This is a genomic window from Lentzea californiensis, assembly GCF_024648825.1.
GTDB classification, from domain to species: Bacteria; Actinomycetota; Actinomycetes; order Mycobacteriales; family Pseudonocardiaceae; genus Lentzea; species Lentzea californiensis.
Genome location: NZ_JANBBE010000004.1, coordinates 95,257 through 112,321 on the forward strand (window position 1 = coordinate 95,257; position 17,065 = coordinate 112,321).

The 17,065-nt window shown below is 68.5% G+C and carries 13 protein-coding genes and 1 pseudogene; 12 read left to right on the forward strand and 2 right to left on the reverse strand.

The annotated features are described in order from the left end of the window. Positions 1 to 2 precede the first annotated feature (2 nt). Positions 3 to 1,583, reverse strand: a complete 1,581-nt coding sequence (locus LX88_RS17350) for a monocarboxylic acid transporter (RefSeq protein WP_258948827.1) — start codon at positions 1,581 to 1,583, stop codon at positions 3 to 5. A 3-nt stretch (positions 1,584 to 1,586) separates the two neighbouring features. Continuing rightward, positions 1,587 to 2,003: a DUF485 domain-containing protein gene (locus LX88_RS17355; RefSeq protein WP_258948828.1), complete on the reverse strand. Its 417-nt coding sequence runs from the start codon at positions 2,001 to 2,003 to the stop codon at positions 1,587 to 1,589. A 297-nt stretch (positions 2,004 to 2,300) separates the two neighbouring features. Here LX88_RS17355 and LX88_RS17360 point away from each other — a divergent pair. The 12 genes and pseudogenes from LX88_RS17360 to LX88_RS17415 all read left to right on the forward strand — a co-directional run. After that, a pseudogene (locus LX88_RS17360) lies at positions 2,301 to 3,623 on the forward strand (OFA family MFS transporter); the annotation flags it as partial. A 116-nt stretch (positions 3,624 to 3,739) separates the two neighbouring features. After that, a complete protein-coding gene (locus tag LX88_RS17365; RefSeq protein ID WP_258948830.1) occupies positions 3,740 to 3,865 on the forward strand; it encodes an MFS transporter small subunit in 126 nt (41 codons plus the stop codon). Continuing rightward, a complete protein-coding gene (locus LX88_RS17370) occupies positions 3,865 to 5,958 on the forward strand; it encodes a sensor histidine kinase (RefSeq protein ID WP_258948831.1) in 2,094 nt (697 codons plus the stop codon). The genes LX88_RS17365 and LX88_RS17370 overlap by 1 nt, the downstream gene beginning before the upstream one ends. Then, positions 5,955 to 6,353, forward strand: a complete 399-nt coding sequence (locus tag LX88_RS17375; protein WP_090007991.1) for a roadblock/LC7 domain-containing protein — start codon at positions 5,955 to 5,957, stop codon at positions 6,351 to 6,353. The genes LX88_RS17370 and LX88_RS17375 overlap by 4 nt, the downstream gene beginning before the upstream one ends. Further along, the gene (locus tag LX88_RS17380) at positions 6,350 to 6,877 is read left to right on the forward strand and encodes a DUF742 domain-containing protein (RefSeq protein WP_258948832.1); all 528 of its coding nucleotides are present in this window, start codon (positions 6,350 to 6,352) and stop codon (positions 6,875 to 6,877) included. Before LX88_RS17375 ends, LX88_RS17380 begins: the two co-directional genes overlap by 4 nt. 53 nt (positions 6,878 to 6,930) lie before the next feature. Continuing rightward, positions 6,931 to 7,518 (forward strand): nitroreductase family protein, encoded by a 588-nt coding sequence (locus LX88_RS17385; RefSeq protein ID WP_258948833.1) that lies wholly within the window; start codon positions 6,931 to 6,933, stop codon positions 7,516 to 7,518. Next, a complete protein-coding gene (locus LX88_RS17390; RefSeq protein WP_258948834.1) occupies positions 7,509 to 10,424 on the forward strand; it encodes an AfsR/SARP family transcriptional regulator in 2,916 nt (971 codons plus the stop codon). The genes LX88_RS17385 and LX88_RS17390 overlap by 10 nt, the downstream gene beginning before the upstream one ends. A 510-nt stretch (positions 10,425 to 10,934) precedes the next feature. Further along, on the forward strand, positions 10,935 to 11,483 hold the full coding sequence (locus tag LX88_RS17395; protein WP_258948835.1) for a Uma2 family endonuclease: 549 nt from the start codon (positions 10,935 to 10,937) through the stop codon (positions 11,481 to 11,483). A 142-nt stretch (positions 11,484 to 11,625) separates the two neighbouring features. After that, positions 11,626 to 13,776 carry a terpene synthase family protein gene (locus LX88_RS17400; protein WP_258948836.1) on the forward strand — a complete coding sequence of 717 codons (2,151 nt, stop codon included), beginning with the start codon at positions 11,626 to 11,628 and terminating at the stop codon, positions 13,774 to 13,776. A gap of 73 nt (positions 13,777 to 13,849) precedes the next feature. Continuing rightward, complete coding sequence (locus LX88_RS17405) at positions 13,850 to 14,938, forward strand: FAD-dependent monooxygenase (protein ID WP_258948837.1); 1,089 nt, start codon at positions 13,850 to 13,852, stop codon at positions 14,936 to 14,938. Between the two features lie 194 nt (positions 14,939 to 15,132). Continuing rightward, positions 15,133 to 16,839 carry a beta-N-acetylhexosaminidase gene (locus LX88_RS17410; protein ID WP_258949192.1) on the forward strand — a complete coding sequence of 569 codons (1,707 nt, stop codon included), beginning with the start codon at positions 15,133 to 15,135 and terminating at the stop codon, positions 16,837 to 16,839. A gap of 23 nt (positions 16,840 to 16,862) precedes the next feature. Beyond that, a complete protein-coding gene (locus LX88_RS17415) occupies positions 16,863 to 17,048 on the forward strand; it encodes a hypothetical protein (RefSeq protein WP_258948838.1) in 186 nt (61 codons plus the stop codon). Positions 17,049 to 17,065: the final 17 nt, after the last annotated feature.

Consider the following 17,065-nt stretch of genomic DNA (forward strand, 5'->3'; position numbering starts at 1 on the left):
GATCAGGTCCGGGCGCCGATGCCCGAGATCGCCCGGACCTCCATCTCGGCTGCCTTCGCGGCCATCTCCGGCTCGCGCTTGGAGAAGATCGTGGCGAGGAACCCGCACAGGAACGAGAACGGGATCGACACCAGGCCGGGGTTGCCGAGCGGGAACCACGCGAAGTCCACGTCCGGGAAGATCGACGTCCTCGCGCCCGACATCACCGGCGAGAAGATGATCAGCACCAGGCACGAGCCCAGGCCGCCGTAGATGCTCCACAGCGTGCCGGTGGTGTTGAAGCGGCGCCAGAAGATCGTGTAGAGGATCGTCGACAGGTTCGCCGAGGCGGCCAGCGCCAGCGCCAGCGACACGAGGAACGCGACGTTCTGCCCGTTCGCCGCGATGCCGCCGATGATCGACAGGACGCCGACCACCACGGCCGTCAGCCGCGCGACCCGGATCTCCCTGCGGGGCTCGGCGTTGCCGCGCTTGATCACGTTCGCGTAGACGTCGTGCGCGAACGAGGCGGAGGCCGCCAGCGTCAGGCCGGCGACGACCGCGAGGATCGTGGCGAAGGCGACGGCGGACACGACGCCGAGCAGCACCGCGCCACCGATCTCGAACGCGAGCAGCGGCGCGGCGGAGTTCTCGCCGCCCGGTGCCGCGGCGATCTTGTCGGTGCCGACCAGTGCCATCGCGCCGAAGCCGATCACCAGCGTGCACAGGTAGAAGATGACCATCGTCCAGGTCGCCCACACGACCGAGCGACGCGCCTCGGAGGCGTTCGGCACGGTGTAGAAGCGCATCAGCACGTGCGGCAGCGACGCGATGCCCAGCACCAGCGACAGCGCCAGCGAGACGAAGTCCAGTTTGGACATCGCGCTGAAGCCGTACTTCGCACCAGGATCCAGCACCGCCTCGCCGAGCTGGTTGTTCTCGGTGGCCTGCTGCATGATCGCCGACAGGCTGAACCCGAACTTGCCCAGCAGGAAGACGCTCATCAGCGTCACGCAGAGCAGCAGCAGGACGGCCTTGATGATCTGCACCCAGGTCGTGCCCTTCATGCCGCCGATCAGCACGTAGAGCACCATGACCATGCCGACCAGCGCGATCAGGACCGCCTGGCCCCACTTCGAGGTCACGTTGAGCAGCAACGCGATCAGGCCGCCGGCGCCCGCCATCTGCGCGATCATGTAGAAGAACGAGATCACCAGCGTCGCGTTCGCCGCCGCGGCGCGGACCGGGCGCTGCTTCATCCGGAACGCCAGCACGTCGCCGACGGTGAAGCGGCCGGTGTTGCGCAGGCCCTCCGCGATCAGCAGCAGGCCGACGAGCCACGCGACGACCCAGCCGACGGAGTAGAGGAACCCGTCGTAGCCGTGCGCCGCGATGCCGCCGGAGATGCCGAGGAACGACGCGGCGGACAGGAAGTCACCGGACAGCGCCACGCCGTTCTGGGCGCCGGTGAACGAGCTGCCGGCGGCGTAGTAGTCCGACGCCGTCACGTTGCGGCTGCTCACGCGGTAGACGATGTAAAGGGTGATCAGGACGAACACCGCGAAGACGCTGAGGTTCAGCACCGGGTTGCCGGTGGTGGGCATGACTTACTCCTCGACGCCCGTCTTCTCGGCGAGCAATTTCCGCTGCGGGTCCAGTCGTCGCTTTGCGTAACGGGCATAACCGAGCGTGATGATGATCGAAGTCACAAACTGTCCGAGGCCCAGCAGGATCCCGAGGTTGATCACGCCGATCACCTTGGTGCTGACGAAGTCTTTCGCGTACGCGGACAGCAGTACGAAGGTCAGGTACGACGCGAGGAAAAGCGCGGTCATCGGGAAGATGAACGTCGTGAGTCGCCGGCGGAGGACGCGGAATTCGTCGGTCTGCCGAATCAGCTCGTAGTTCGGTGTGCCGTCGGAATCGACGTACGACAAAGTCTCCGGGTCGTCGAACGACGCGAAACCCCGGATTTCCCGGTACTCGTGCTGCGCTTCGCCAGGCGACCTGATCGCCTTGGTCATGTACCCCTGCCCCTCGTGTGCGGCGCCCACTGTAGCGCCCTCACGTGTGCAGTCAACGTGGCGGAGAACCCGGAAACGGACGAAACCGGACCAATGCCGAACGTCGACCGGACTGAAACCGGACCGAAAGTCCGACACCCATTCGTCTCAAATGGTTCGAACCAGGCTTTGTATCATGTGGACGGTCGCGAGTTGCATCAGGTGCAACACCTGAAGCCTTGGTCAAGCCCGTTGTCGCACGTGTGCACCTGGCCTAGGATCGATCGGTCCGCGTTATTGGTGACGGTTGGGGATAAAGTGGGGTTCTTAGCGCGCGAACGTCAGGTCGCGCCTCCCGGATGGAACCGCTGGCTCGTTCCGCCCGCAGCTCTGGCGATTCATCTCTCCATTGGCCAGGCCTACGCCTGGAGCGTCTTCAAGACGCCGCTGGAGAAATCTCTCGGCATCACCGGAACGCAGTCCGCACTGCCGTTCCAGCTCGGCATCGTGATGCTCGGGCTCTCCGCCGCCGTGCTCGGCACGACGGTCGAGCGCAGGGGCCCGCGCTGGGCCATGCTGATGTCCCTGATCGCCTTCTGCTCCGGTCTGCTGATCTCGGCGGCCGGCGTGTGGGCCGGTCAGTACTGGGTCGTCGTCCTCGGCTACGGCCTCGTCGGCGGCATCGGTCTCGGCATCGGCTACATCTCGCCGGTCTCGACGCTGATCAAGTGGTTCCCCGACCGGCCGGGCATGGCGACCGGCATCGCGATCATGGGCTTCGGCGGCGGCGCGCTGATCGCGTCACCGTGGTCGACCTCGATGCTGACGGCGTTCGGCGCCACCACGTCGGGCATCGGCAAGGCCTTCCTCGTGCACGGCATCGCCTACGCGGTCTTCATGAGCGTCGGCGTGCTGCTGATCCGCCTCCCCTCTCGTGAGTTCACAGCGGAGAAGGTGGCGCTGCTCAAGGACAAGCCGAAGGCCAACGTCGGCTTCAACGTCTCCGCGAACAACGCGATCAAGACGCCGCAGTTCTGGCTGCTGTGGGTCGTGCTCTGCTTCAACGTCACCGCGGGCATCGGGATCCTGGAGAAGGCCGCGCCGATGCTGGTCGACTTCTTCAAGGAGTCCTCGACGCCCGTGGCCGCCACCGCGGCGACCGGTTTCGTGGCACTGCTGTCCGCCGCGAACATGGCGGGCCGGTTCGTCTGGTCGTCCACTTCGGACATCGTGGGCCGCAAGAACATCTACCGCCTCTACCTCGGCGTCGGCGCACTGCTCTACCTGGTGCTGCTGACGGCCGGCTCGACCAGCACCCCGCTGTTCGTGATCGCGGCGATGGTGATCCTGTCGTTCTACGGCGCGGGCTTCGCGACCGTCCCGGCGTACCTGCGCGACCTGTTCGGCACCTACCAGGTCGGCGCGATCCACGGTCGCCTGCTCACCGCGTGGTCGGTGGCCGGCGTCCTCGGGCCGCTGATCGTCAACGCCATCGCGGACGCGGGCAAGAAGGCCGGTCACGTCGGACCCGACTTGTACGCGACGTCGTTCTACATCATGATCTCGCTGCTGGTCGTCGGTTTCGTCGCGAACGAGTTGATCCGCCCGGTCGACCCGAAGTTCCACGAGCCCGAGGCCGCCGGGGAGACCGGGAAGCCGTCGCCGAAGCCTGACGACGAGGCCACGGTCGCCAAGTGGAACGAGGCCGAGGCGGCCGAGTCGGCTGACAAGGAAGACGCGGAAGGCGTGGTGAAGAAGTGAGCTCACCCCAGGAAAGCCGATCGAGCACGTTGCTGCTGGCCGGTGCGTGGCTGTGGGTGGGCCTGCCGCTCGCCTACGGCCTGTACCGGCTCTTCCTGAACGCGGCCAAGCTCTTCGTCTGATGTTCAACGCGCTCGTCAACTGGCGCAACTGGCGCCTGCCGGTGAAGCTCGCCGCGGTGTTGATCGTTCCGGTCACCATCGCGGTGGGCTCCGGCGTGCTGCAGATCAACTCCCAGATCGACCGTGCCGAGACCTACGCGGCGCTGCAGCGACTGGTGAAGGTCCGTGCCGCCCTGATCCCCGTGATCGAGGGCGTGCAGGCGGAACGGCGCATCGTCGCCGAGGGCGCCGGCCCGGAGATCCTCTCCGAGCAGAGCAAGCGCACCGATGACGCCCGCGCGGTACTGCGCGACCAGATCGGCAAGACCTCGCTCAGCGAGGTCGTGACCGCCCGCCTCAGCGACGTCCAGAACCGCATCGGCGACCTGACGGTGTTGCGCGACCGCAGCAGCAACGACATCCCCGCGGTGATCAAGATCTACACCGAGCTCACCGACTCGCTGCTCGACGTCGACGAGGTGATGGCCAGCGAGTTCGGCGACGCCGCCCTGCTGCGCACCGCGATGGGTCTGCACCACGTGGTGCACGTCCGCGACCAGGTGCTCTACCAGCAGGCCGTCGTGCTGTCCGGGCTCACCCGCGGCCAGCTCACCAACGCCGAGGTCCGCGCGCTGGTCGAGTCGAACGTCAAGCTCGGCTACATCGCGGACGAGTTCGCGGCCCTCGCGACGCCCGACCAGATGAAGGTCTACGGCAAGAACTTCAGCGGCCCGGACATCGAGGCCCAGCGCACGATGCTGGCCGCCGCGGTGCTGCACCCGACTTCGGACGCGCCGAACACGGGCAACGGCACCAACGCCGCCAGGCCCAGGCCGCTGCCGATCGCGGCGGCGGACTGGAGCAGGGCGACGGATGCCGTCGTCACGTCGATGGGCAGCGTGGTGACGGGGCTGCAGGACGACCTGCGCGCCACCGCCGACCGCCTGCGCGACGAGTCGAGCGACGCCGCCGGCACGGCGTCCGCGATCCTGTTCGCCAGCCTGATCCTGGCCGCCACCATCGGGTTCGTCGTCGGCCGCTACCTGCTGCGCTCGCTGAACGCGCTGCGCCGCTCCGCGCTCGACGTGGCCTGGGACACACTTCCCGAGATGGTCGCGACCGGGCGCGGCAGCACCGAGATCGAGCCGGTGCCGGTGCACACGACCGAGGAGTTCGGCCAGGTGGCGCGCGCGTTCGACGCGGTGCACCAGCAGGCCGTGAAGTCGGTCATCGAGCAGGCCGGCATGCGCGCGAACATGCGCAACATCTTCGTGAACCTCTCGCGGCGCAGCCAGAGCCTGGTCGAACGCCAGCTCAAGCTGATGGAGGAGCTGGAGAAGTACGAGGAGGACCCGGACCAGCTCGCGAACCTCTTCAAGCTCGACCACCTCGCCACCCGCATGCGCCGCAACAACGAGAACCTGATGGTGCTCTCCGGCGGCGACGTGGCCCGGCGGTTCCACAAGCCGATCCCGCTCACCGACGTGCTGCGCGCGGCGGCCGCGGAGATCGAGCAGTACCAGCGGGTCATGGTGCACACGGCCCCCAACGCCGAGGTCGTCGGGTACGTCGCGAGCGACCTGGTCCGCCTGCTCGCCGAGCTCCTCGACAACGCGACGGCGTTCTCGCCGCCGCACACCCAGGTCTCGATCAGCGCGTCCATCGAGGCGGGCGACATCGTGCAGATCGACGTGGTCGACCAGGGCATCGGCATCGACCCCGAGGCACTGGAGGGCGTGAACCAGCGGCTCGCGGCCGCGGGGGAGGGCGTGGACGTCCAGGTCTTCCGCGAAATGGGACTCTTCGTCGTGGGCAGGCTCGCCGCACGCCACCAGATCGTGGTACGTCTGGACGCACAACAAGGTGCCGGGACTCGCGCGATCGTGTTGGTTCCGGCCGAACTGGCACCACGACGGCAGGAGTCCTGGGAGTCTTTCCGAGGGGAGACGATCGAACGGCAGCAGGCATCGTGGTTCCAGCAGACGAGGCCGGCCACCGCACCGCAGCCTCCCCCCGCGCCCGCACGCCAGACGCCGGAATCGGCCCGAGGCTTCCTCGACGCGTTCCAGCGGGGTGTGCAACGCGGCCTTCCCGAGAACCAGGAGAGTCGATGAGCACGCAGGTGGACCAGTTCGGCTGGCTGGTCACCAACTTCGCCGAACGCACCCCCGGCATCGAGCACGCCGTGGTGATCTCCGCGGACGGCCTGGTGTTGATCTCGTCCTCGAAGCTGCCGGCGCACGTCGCGCCGCAGTTCGCGGCGATCGTGGCCGGCGTGGTCTCCCTCGCCGACTCGGCGTCGAAGTGCTTCGCCGGTGAGTCGGTCGTCCGCACGGTCGTGCAGATGGACAGGGGCGTGATGCTGCTGTCCTCGATCAGCGACGGCTCCGTCCTCGCGGTGCTGGCGTCGTCCTCGGCCGACGTCGCGCAGATCGCGTACGAGATGACCGTCGTCGTGCGGCAGGTGGGCCAGCTGCTCACGCCTGAACTGCGGGCAGAGCTCCTATGAGAGAGCCCGACGAACAGGTCAACTTCGGCGATCTGATCAGCGGTTTCAGCTTCGACAGCGACCGGATCCGCAAGCGGAACAAGAAGAAGAAGCCCGAGCGGTCCGCGGAACCCATCCGGGAGCCGGACCCGTACGAGACGCTGCCGTTCGACGAGATCCCGCCGCTGCCCTCGGTGGAGTCGGGATACGACTCGTCGTCGATCGTGCGCGCCTACGCGTGGACCGGCGGCCGCACCACGTCCGACGTGCACCTGGAGATCGAGACCCTGGTCTCGGTCAACGAGTTCTCGTCCACGGCCGTGCGCCCGGAACACCAGGACGTGCTGGCCCTGTGCACACAGCCCCGTTCGGTGGCGGAGATCGCCGCCCTGCGCGGGCTGCCGCTGGGCGTCACGAAGGTGCTGCTCGGCGACATGGCCGGGCACGGGCTGATCGACGTGCACCGCACGGCGTCGTCCTACGGCGGCGACAGGCCGGACGGAATGCTGCTGGAACGGGTGCTGGCGGGGCTGCGCCGGCTCTGAGTGGACCTTCCCGGACGCTGCTACGGTCGGAAGACCTATCTGGGGAGGTACGGGTGGAGTTCCAGGACGTGGTCCGCCGCAGGCGGATGGTGCGCAAGTTCACCGACGAGCCGGTCAGCGACGAGAGCATCCAGCGGATCATGCGCAACGCCGTGCGCGGTCCGTCGGCGGGCTTCTCGCAGGGCCAGGGTTTCCTCGTGCTGCAGGGCGAGCCGTTGAAGCGACTCACCGAGATGTTCGAGTGGTGGGGCGGGGAAGAGGCGAAGACGGCCCCGGTCGTCGTCATCCCGTTCTCGTCCAAGCAGGTCTACCTCGACCGGTATGCGCAGCCCGACAAGGCCTGGGCCGGTCTCACCGAGGAACGCTGGCCCGTGCCTTACTGGGACATCGACACCGGCATGGCCGCGCTGCTGATCCTGCAGACGGCCGTGGACGAGGGTCTGGGCGCGGTGTTCTTCGGCACGGAGAAGGAGACGTGGCCGGAGTTGCGCGCGGCGTTCGGCGTGCCGGACACGTACGTGCCGATCGGCATGATCGCGATCGGGCACTCGGCGGAGGAGGGCGTCTCCGAGGGTGCCTCGCCGCTGCGGCGCAAGCGCAAGGCGTTCGACGAGGTCGTGCACTGGGGCCAGTGGCAGTGAGGTCGTTCGGCCTGCTCGGGCCGCTGGACGTGGTGCTCGACGGGCGCCACCTCCACATCCCGCCGGGGAAACGGCGCGTGGTGCTCGCCGCCCTGCTGTTGCGTCCGGGCCAGGTGGTCGGTGTCGATGAACTCGTCGAGCTGGCCGGCGGTTCGCGCAACGCCCTGCAGACCACGGTCGGCCGCCTCCGCGAGGCCCTGCCCGGCATCGTGCTGACCAGGCCCGGCGGTTACCTGCTGGACGTGCGGCCCGACGAGGTCGACGTCCACCGGTTCGGCCGGCTGGAGCCGGCGGAGGCGCTGGCGCTCTGGCGCGGCCGCCCGTTCGCGGACATCGGCAGCGACGCGCTCGAGCGCGACCACGTGCCCGCACTGACCGAGCAGTACCTGACGACGCTGGAAGCCCGGATCGAGGCCGACCTGCGCGCGGGCGGGCACGAGCGGCTGGTGCCCGAACTGCGTGCGCTCACCCGGCAGCACCCGGCCAGGGAACGGATGTGGGCGCAGCTGATCATGGCGTTGCACCGCTGCGACCGGCAGACCGAGGCGTTGCAGGCGTACGACGACATCCGCGGCAGGCTGGCGGAGGAACTCGGCCTCGATCCCGGCAAGGACCTGCAGAGGGCGCACCAGCAGGTGCTCACGGCCGACAACCGGCCGCGCGTGCGCAACGACCTGCCCGGCGACATCGCCGACTTCGCGGGCCGTGCCGCCGACCTCGACGAGATCCTCGCCGCCGTGCCGTCCGGATGTGTCGCGATCACCGCCATCGACGGCATGGCGGGCATCGGCAAGACCACGATCGCGGTTCGCGCCGCCCACCGGCTCGCCTCCCGTTTCCCGGACGCGCAACTGTTCGTGGACCTGCACTCCTACACCGCGGGCGTCGCGCCGCGCACGCCGTCGGCCGCGCTGCTGGAGCTGCTGACGGCACTCGGCGTGCCCGCACAGGACATCCCGGACGGCCTGGACGCCCGCGCCGCCCGGTGGCGAGCGGAAATGGCGCACCGCAAGGCACTCGTGGTGCTGGACAACGCGGGCAGCACCGCCCAGGTCCGCCCGCTGCTGCCCGGCACGGGCCTGGTGCTGGTCACCAGCAGGCGCCGCCTCGTCGACCTGGACGCCGCCCGCACGATCTCGCTGGACGTGCTGTCCGAAGAGGACTCGCTGAACCTGCTGGCGAGCATCGCGGGCAGGAGGGACGAGGACTGCCGGGAGGTGGTGCGGCTCTGCGGGTACCTCCCGCTGGCCGTGCGGATCGTCGGTGCCCGCTGGCGCACGCGGCCGGCGTGGTCCGCGCAGGACCTCGTCCGCCGCCTCACCGAGCAACGGCTGACGGAGCTGACCGCGGGCGAACGCAGCGTCGCCGGCGCGTTCGCGTTGTCCTACCGGCAACTCACGCCCGAGCAGCAACGCCTGTTCCGGTGCCTGGGCCTGCACACCGGCGAGGACTGGGACGCACACCTCACCGCCGCCGTCATCGGCGCCACCCGTGCCGAGGCCGAACGGTTGCTCGACGAACTCCTGGACGCGCACCTGGTGCAGCAGAAGGAGAACGGCCGCTACCGCTTCCACGACCTGCTGGCGGACCACGCCAAGGCGTCGGTCGACCCGGCGGAGAGGAAGGAGGTGATCACGCGGATCCTCGACCACTACCTGCGCGGCGCGGAGGACTCCGGTAGGAAGATCGCGCCGAGCCGTCCGAAGTTCCACTCCGCCGTCACCTCCGACCTCCTCGACCCGCCCGTGTTCGCCAACCCGGTCGAAGCCCTCGCGTGGCAGGGCGCGGAGCGGCTGAACCTCAGGGCCGCCGTGTACCTGGCCGCCTACGAGGGGTACTACCAGCACGCGTGGCAGCTGCCGAGCCACTTCGCGCACTACCTGTGGCTGAGCGGATCAGGGCGGGAACGCGTCGAGGTGCAGAGCGTTGCGCTGGCGGCCGCGCACGCGCTCGGTGACCTGAGGGCGCGAGCGGAAGCCTTGCGGGGATTGGGTTCGGCGTACATGGACGACGGCAACCCGAAGGCCGAGGAACACCTGCGCGAAGCGATCGCTCTAACGCGGCAGATCGGTGACCTGCGAGGCGAGGCGTCGGCGATGGGCTTGCTCGGCATGATCGCGCGCGAACGGCGTGAGTACGACAGGTCGATGGAGCACTTCGAACGCGGTCTCGCGCTCATGCGGAAGGCGGGCACTCCGACCGGGGTGGCGCACGCGTTGCACAACATCGGCATCAACCACGCGGAGCTGGGGCGGACCGAGCAGGCCCTCGCGCACATGCGGGAAGCCGCCGCACTCATGGAGGAACGCGGCGATGTGCGCGAGGTGGGGGTGACGCTGCACAACATCGCCCACGTGCTCTTCGACTCCTTCCAGGACGACGATTGCCTGGCCTGCATGGAACGGTCGCTCGCCGGCTACCGGGAGTGCGGCGACCGGCGGGGTGAGGCGCTCGCCCTGGCCGACTTCGCCCGCTGGCGCTACGAGATGGGCCACCTCGACGCCGCGGGTGCGCTGGCGCGCGACGTCGCGAGGCTCTGCAGGGAGTACACGAACCTGCCCGACGACGAAGCCGTGCTGGCGGCGATGAGCGATGTCCGCGACCACGTCGGTCAGATGACGCTGTACGTCTGCCTCTCGCTCGACGCCCTGACGGGCGGGCGGCCGGCCGAGTCGATCGGCTACCTGAGGCGGTTCCGGGCGCTCGGGAAGGTGCGCCGCTGGTGGAGCGACGAACGCGTGTTCCAGCAGTTCGCCGCCGCACACCTGGAGCTCGGCGACCGGGAGACGGCCATCCGGTACGCGGAGCAGGCGGTGGAGGCCGCAGAGCGCGGCCACCAGCCCCGGATCCTCGCTTTCGCGCGACAGACCCTCGCTAGAGCGAAAGCCCCAGCGCCACCAACGTGATCACGGCCGCCGCCAGCACGGCGAAGGCCACCCACTGCGCCACCCTGTCCCCGGTCCTGCGCATTCCCTGCTCCCCTCGGTGGTGTCGCCACCGAGGGTCGTGAAGGCCGTCCCCACGCCGTCCCCACCGCGATCACACCGATTCACGAGAATGCGAACGGGGTATTGCTCCAACGGAGTGCTTGGCTCGCCCGCAAGATTCCGTTAGTGTCGCATTCGCGAGCAATTGGCAGGGTGGCGCGCGTTATCAAAAATTGCCCGAAAATTGATCAGAAATTAGCCACTTGTTCGATTGAAACCATCTCCCTGCTCCGTCCGGGTGGTGCCTTCCACGGCAGGACCAGCCGTTGCTCACCCTGCGGGACGGTGGTGACGGGGACGTGTGCGTGCAGTGGTGCGGGGTCGGCCAAAAGGGGCTTGCGAGTCGTGAGAAACGGACCAGTCTTGTCTAATGGCATCGCCGGGATCCGTCCGGCGGGCAGTGGTCACGACACGGGGGTGGAACGCACCATGGGTGGTGTCCCTACGTTTCCCCACGGCAGACCGCTGACGTGGGCGGACCTGGAGGCGATGCCTGATGACGGGCACCGTTTCGAACTCGTCGACGGGGTGCTCGTCATGAGCCCCTCACCCCGCCCCGTGCACCAGCGGGTCGTCGCCCGCCTGCTGGTGGCGCTGACCGCTGTCTGCCCACCGGAGCTCGAGGTCCTCCCGGCTCCGGTCGACGTCGTGCTCGCCGACGACACGGTCTTCATCCCCGACCTGGTGGTGGGCCGGCGCGAGCAGTTCTCGAAACAGGCGCTCATCGGGCCGCCGGTGCTGGCGGTCGAGGTCCTGTCGCCCCGCACGCGCCACGTGGACCTCGAACTCAAGCGGGCGAAGTTCCAGGAAGTCGGCTGCGAGAACTACTGGATGATCGACTACGACAGGCCGTGGCTGCGGTGCCTGCACCTCGAGAACGGTGTCTACGCCGAGCAGGCGCGTTCCGAGGGCGAGGAGATCATCGAACTGCAATTCCCGTTCGCGGTGAAACTCAGCGCCCGATCTCTCGTGCGCTGAGTGTTCGCCGGGCGAACCGGGTTGGGCTGAACGGGCGACAGAGATCCACGCACGTGTGGATCACGGTGTCACCATCTGGCCCCCCGTGCGCCGGGCTGGTTGCGTGCAGTGCGTCAGCCCAACGCGCGGAGGTCCAACGCACATGCAGCCGTTCCAGCTGCCGGAGTTCTACACGCCCTACCCGGCCCGGCTGAACCCGGACCTCGAACGCGCCCGCGTCCACACCCGTGCCTGGGCACGCGAGATGGACATGGTCGACGTGCCCCAGCACGGCACCGTCATCTGGACGGAAGAGGACCTGGAGTCGCACGACTACGCGTTGCTCTGCGCGTACACCCACCCCGACTGCGACGGTGAGGCGCTCGACCTCATCACCGACTGGTACGTGTGGGTCTTCTACTTCGACGACCACTTCGTCGAGCTCTACAAGCGAAACCCGGACATCGGGGGCGCGCAGGCCTACCTCGACCGGCTGCCGCTGTTCATGCCGGTCAACGGCGCCATCACCGCCACGCCGGAGAACCCGGTGGAGAAGGGCCTCGCCGACCTCTGGCGCCGCACCGTGCCCACCCACTCGCTCGACTGGCGCGAGCGGTTCGCCGCCAACACCAAGCACCTGCTGGACGAGTCGATGTGGGAGCTGCACAACATCAGCGCCCGCAGGCTGTCCAACCCCATCGAGTACATCGAGATGCGCCGCAAGGTCGGTGGCGCGCCGTGGTCCGCGAACCTCGTGGAGCACGCCGTCGGCCTCGAGGTGCCCGCGCGGATCGCCCTGTCACGGCCCATCGGCGTCCTCAGGGACACGTTCAGCGACGCAGTGCACCTGCGCAACGACCTGTTCTCCTACGAACGCGAGGTGCTCGACGAGGGCGAGCTCTCCAACGGCGTGCTGGTGTTCGAGAAGTTCCTCGACCTGCCCACGCAGCAGGCCGCCGAGGCCGTCAACGACCTGCTGACCTCGCGGCTGCACCAGTTCGAGCACACGGCGCTCACCGAGGTGCCGATCCTGCTGGACGAGCACGCCATCGACCCCATCGGGCGCGCGGCCGTCCTGGGCTACGTGAAGGGCCTGCAGGACTGGCAGGCGGGCGGCCACGAGTGGCACCTGCGGTCGTCGCGGTACATGAACAAGGCCCCGAAGCCCCAGCTGGGCGTTCTCGGCTCGTACGCCAAGACCATGCCGCAGCGGCTCCGGCAGTTCTCCAGCACACCGAAGATCGTCGAGCCGTACACGCTGCCGGACTTCGACGTCCCGTTCACGCTGACCCTGTCGCCGCACCTCGACCAGGTGCGCGAGGAGATCGTCGGGTGGGGCCGGGAGATGGGCATCCACAGCGAGGGCATCTGGGACGAGGCCAAGCACCGCGGGTTCGACCTCGCGCTGTGCTCGTCGGGGCTGGACCCGGACGCGACCCCGGCCGAGCTGTTCCTCTCGGCGTGCTGGCTGACCTGGGGCACTTACGCCGACGACGTCTATCCGTGGGTGTTCGGGCGCCTGCGCGACCTGGCCGGCCTGAAGCTCCAGACCGCGCGGCTCAAGCAGTGCATGCCGCTGGACATGGTGCCGGCCCTGGTGCCGGCCAACGCGATGGAACGCAGCCTGGCCGACCTGTGGCAGAAGACCGCCGGCCCCATGTCCGCCGAGTTCCGGGCGACGTTCCGGCAGACCGTGGACGACATGGTCGACGCGTGGGTGTGGGAAGTCGTCAACATCCAGCAGAACCGCATTCCCGACCCGATCGACTACCTGGAGATGCGGCGGTCGACGTTCGGTTCGGAACTGACGACCTCCCTGTCGCGCTTTTCGCATTCGACGACGGTGCCGCCGGAGATCTGGGGAACCCGGGTCATCCAGACCATGGAGCGGTCGGCCATGGATTACGCCTGTCTGATGAACGACGTCTTCTCGTACCTGAAGGAGATCCAGTACGAGGGCGAAGTGCACAACATGGTGAGGGTGATCGAGAACTTCCTCGGTGTTTCCCAGTCCCGCGCGTTCGAGGTGACCTACGCGTTGATGGACGCCCGCCTCGGGCAGTTCATCGCCTCGGTCGAGACGCACCTGCCGCAGATGTTCGAGGACTTCTCGCTGGACTCGGCCACACGCGCGTCGCTGACCCGTTACGCCGACGAGCTGAAGGACTGGATCGTCGCGATCCTCAACTGGCACGAGGAGACCAGTCGCTACGGCGAGGACGAGATCCGGACCCCGGTGAGCGTGGGAGCGTTCAACCAGGGCCCGTCGGGCATCGGCACGTCGGCCGCCCGGCTGATACCTGACCGCCGCTGACCGCGTTCGGTCAGCGGACGGTCAGCGGAGGTCGGCACCTTGTGGGCAACACCGGCTCACAGGGGGCAACACCATGAAGAACGTCCTGATCTCCGGCGCCAGCATCGGCGGGCCCGCGCTCGCGTACTGGTTGCGCCACCACGGTTTCAGCGTCACCGTCGTGGAACGGGCCTGCGGTCTGCGGCCCGGCGGCCAGGCCATCGACGTGCGCGGGCCGGCGCTGGAGGTCGTCGAGCGCATGGGTCTCGGCGAGAGGCTGCGGTCGTTGAGCACCGGCATGCGCGGCATGAACATGGTCGACGCCGACGGCAACGAGCTGTTCCGCTCCACCACGCACACCTTGAGCGGCGGCGACCTGGCGAGCGCCGACGTCGAACTGCTGCGCGACGACCTCGCCCAGATGCTGTTCGACGCGGCGGACGGCGTCGAGCACCTCTTCGACGACACCATCACCGCGATCGACGGCACCCGCGTCACGTTCGAGAAGGCCGCCCCGCGCGACTTCGACGTCGTCGTCGGCGCGGACGGCCTGCACTCCAACGTCCGCCGGCTCGTGTTCGGGCCGGAGTCGCGGTTCATCAGTCATCTCGGCATGAACCTCGCCGTCTTCACCGCGCCGAACTTCCTCGGTCTCGACCACTGGCAGACGTTCCAGCAGGGCGGGGTCGTCGGCGGCGGGATCATGAGCGCGCGGTCGAACGCGGAATGCCGGGTGTACATGGGTTTCCACGGCGAGGTGTCGTTCGACCACCGCGACGTCGAAGCCCAGCGCCGGTTGGTCGCCGAGAAGTTCGACGGCGCGGGCTGGGTGTGGCCGACCGCGCTGAAGCACATGTGGGAGGCGCCGGACTTCCACTTCGACTCGATGAGCCAGATCCGGATGGACTCGTGGTCGCGCGGCGACGTCGTGCTGCTCGGTGACGCCGGGTACTGCGGGTCGCCGCTGTCCGGGCAGGGCACCAGCATGGCCCTGGTCGGTGCGTACGTGCTGGCCGGTGAGCTCGCGAAGGACCCGTCGGCCGCCTTCCAGCGCTACGAGGAGCTCCTGCGGCCGTACGTGACCGCCAACCAGGACATGGCGCTGCGGAACATGGAGACGGGCGGGGCACCCGGTGACGACTTCGCCGAGATCGTGAACAGCCTCAGCCTCCCCGGCTACTGATCCTGCTAACCGCGCCGTCGGGCCCTGTACTGCTCCGGACGCTGCGCCGAGCCGCGCGCAAGGCCGCTTTCGAGCCTGTCTCGAACAAAGAATTGGCCTAGACCATTGACGTCATAGGGATGTGTGAGCACGCTGGAGGCAGGGTCGCCGCCCCCGACTCGTGAGGAGGAGTCGTGAGAACTCGCGTTCTCGCCGTGGTCGTCGCTGTCACCGCAGCGCTGTCCGTGAGCGCGCAGTCGCAAGCCGCGGAACCACTGCAGAGCCTCGTGCCGGTCCCTGTCTCGGTGCAGGCCAAAAGCGGTGTCACGCACACGCTGACGGCAGCCACGAAGATCTACACCGCCCCCGCCGCACGTGACGTCGGTGACTTCCTCGCCGGAGTCCTGCGGCCCTCGACCGGTTACGCCCTCCCGGTGTCCGGCACGACCGGAACCCCGTCCGACGGCATCTCGTTGCTGCTCACGGGTGCACCGGGGACGGTCGGCCAGCAGGGTTACCAGCTCGACGTCGCGGCGAACTCCATCGTCCTGCGCGCCAACACGGCCGAAGGCCTGTTCACCGGCGTGCAGACGCTGCGGCAGCTGCTGCCGGCCAAGGTGGAGAGCACGACCGCGCAGGCCGGTCCGTGGACCGTGCCGGGCACGCTGATCGTCGACTACCCGAGGTTCTCCTACCGCGGCGCGATGCTCGACGTGGCCCGCCACTTCCACCCGGTCTCCACGGTCAAGCGCTACATCGACCAGCTCGCGCTCTACAAGATCAACTACTTCCACCTGCACCTGACCGACGACCAGGGCTGGCGGATCGTCGTCGACAGCTGGCCGCGCCTCGCCACGTACGGCGGCAGCACGCAGGTCGGCGGCGGCCCCGGCGGCTACTACACCAAGGCGCAGTACAGCGAGATCGTGCAGTACGCGGCCTCGCGCAAGATCACGGTGATCCCGGAGATCGACATGCCGGGCCACACCAACGCCGCGCAGGCCTCGTACGCGGAGCTCAACTGCAACGGCCAGGCGCCGCCGCTGCGCACGGACATCGAGGTCGGCTACTCCTCGTTGTGCGTGAACAAGGACATCACCTACCAGTTCGTCGACGACGTGGTGCGCGAGATCGCGGCGCTCACGCCCGGCCCGTACTTCCACATCGGCGGCGACGAGGCGCACGCCACCTCCGACGCCGACTACCAGGCGTTCATGGACCGGGCCCTGCCGATCGTGAAGAAGTACGGCAAGACCGTGCTCGGCTGGCACGAGTTCGTGAAGACCACGACCGACACCACCGCGATGCCGCAGTACTGGGGCACCTCGGCGTCCAACGCCACGGTGCAGGCAGCGGCGGCACGCGGCCAGAAGGTCATCATGTCGCCCGCGAACAAGGCGTACCTGGACATGAAGTACAACTCCAGCACGCCCCTGGGCCTGTCGTGGGCCGGTCTGATCGAGGTCCAGACCGCCTACGAGTGGAACCCCGGCACGCACCTGAGCGGTGTCCCGGAGTCCGCGGTCCACGGCGTCGAGGCTCCACTGTGGAGCGAGACGCTGGTGACCGGCCGTGACATCGAGTTCATGGCGTTCCCGAGGCTCGGCGCGATCGCCGAGCTGGCCTGGTCGCCGTGGTCGACGCACAACTGGGACCAGTTCAAGGTGCGCCTGGGCAACCAGGGCCCGCGCTGGACGACCATGGGCATCAACTTCTACAAGTCCACCCAGGTGCCGTGGGACACCGGCGGCCCCGGGACCGGCCCGTGCGCGCAGCCGGTGTGGGAGCGCGACAAGGTCTACAACGGCGGCAACGTGGTCTCGCACAACAGCCGCAAGTGGACCGCGCAGTGGTGGACGCGGGGCGAGGAGCCCGGCACCACCGGCCAGTGGGGCGTCTGGCGCGACGGAGGCGTTTGCTGACTCCTCCTGGGTACTCGTCGGCCATGACTGATCCGGAAGTGGCAGAAGAGTTCGCCGAAGAGGCCGGTGTCGACCCGACACCTCAGGAGGTCGACGAGTACCGCGACATGACGCAACCGGGTGAGTGGCGCGCCGACGAGAAGATGGGACCGGACGGCGCGCCCGCACCGCAGGACGGGGAGGACCCGACCGGCGGCTCCGGGGCGTGATGCCTGATTCATCCGGT

Excerpts from the sequence above, each read along its gene's own strand:
- LX88_RS17350 (WP_258948827.1), bottom strand. The coding sequence starts at position 1,583 with ATGCCCACCACCGGCAACCCGGTGCTGAACCTCAGCGTCTTCGCGGTG.
- LX88_RS17355 (WP_258948828.1), bottom strand. The coding sequence starts at position 2,003 with ATGACCAAGGCGATCAGGTCGCCTGGCGAAGCGCAGCACGAGTACCGG.
- LX88_RS17370 (WP_258948831.1), top strand. The coding sequence starts at position 3,865 with ATGTTCAACGCGCTCGTCAACTGGCGCAACTGGCGCCTGCCGGTGAAG.
- LX88_RS17375 (WP_090007991.1), top strand. The coding sequence starts at position 5,955 with ATGAGCACGCAGGTGGACCAGTTCGGCTGGCTGGTCACCAACTTCGCC.
- LX88_RS17380 (WP_258948832.1), top strand. The coding sequence starts at position 6,350 with ATGAGAGAGCCCGACGAACAGGTCAACTTCGGCGATCTGATCAGCGGT.
- LX88_RS17395 (WP_258948835.1), top strand. The coding sequence starts at position 10,935 with ATGGGTGGTGTCCCTACGTTTCCCCACGGCAGACCGCTGACGTGGGCG.
- LX88_RS17400 (WP_258948836.1), top strand. The coding sequence starts at position 11,626 with ATGCAGCCGTTCCAGCTGCCGGAGTTCTACACGCCCTACCCGGCCCGG.
- LX88_RS17405 (WP_258948837.1), top strand. The coding sequence starts at position 13,850 with ATGAAGAACGTCCTGATCTCCGGCGCCAGCATCGGCGGGCCCGCGCTC.
- LX88_RS17415 (WP_258948838.1), top strand. The coding sequence starts at position 16,863 with ATGACTGATCCGGAAGTGGCAGAAGAGTTCGCCGAAGAGGCCGGTGTC.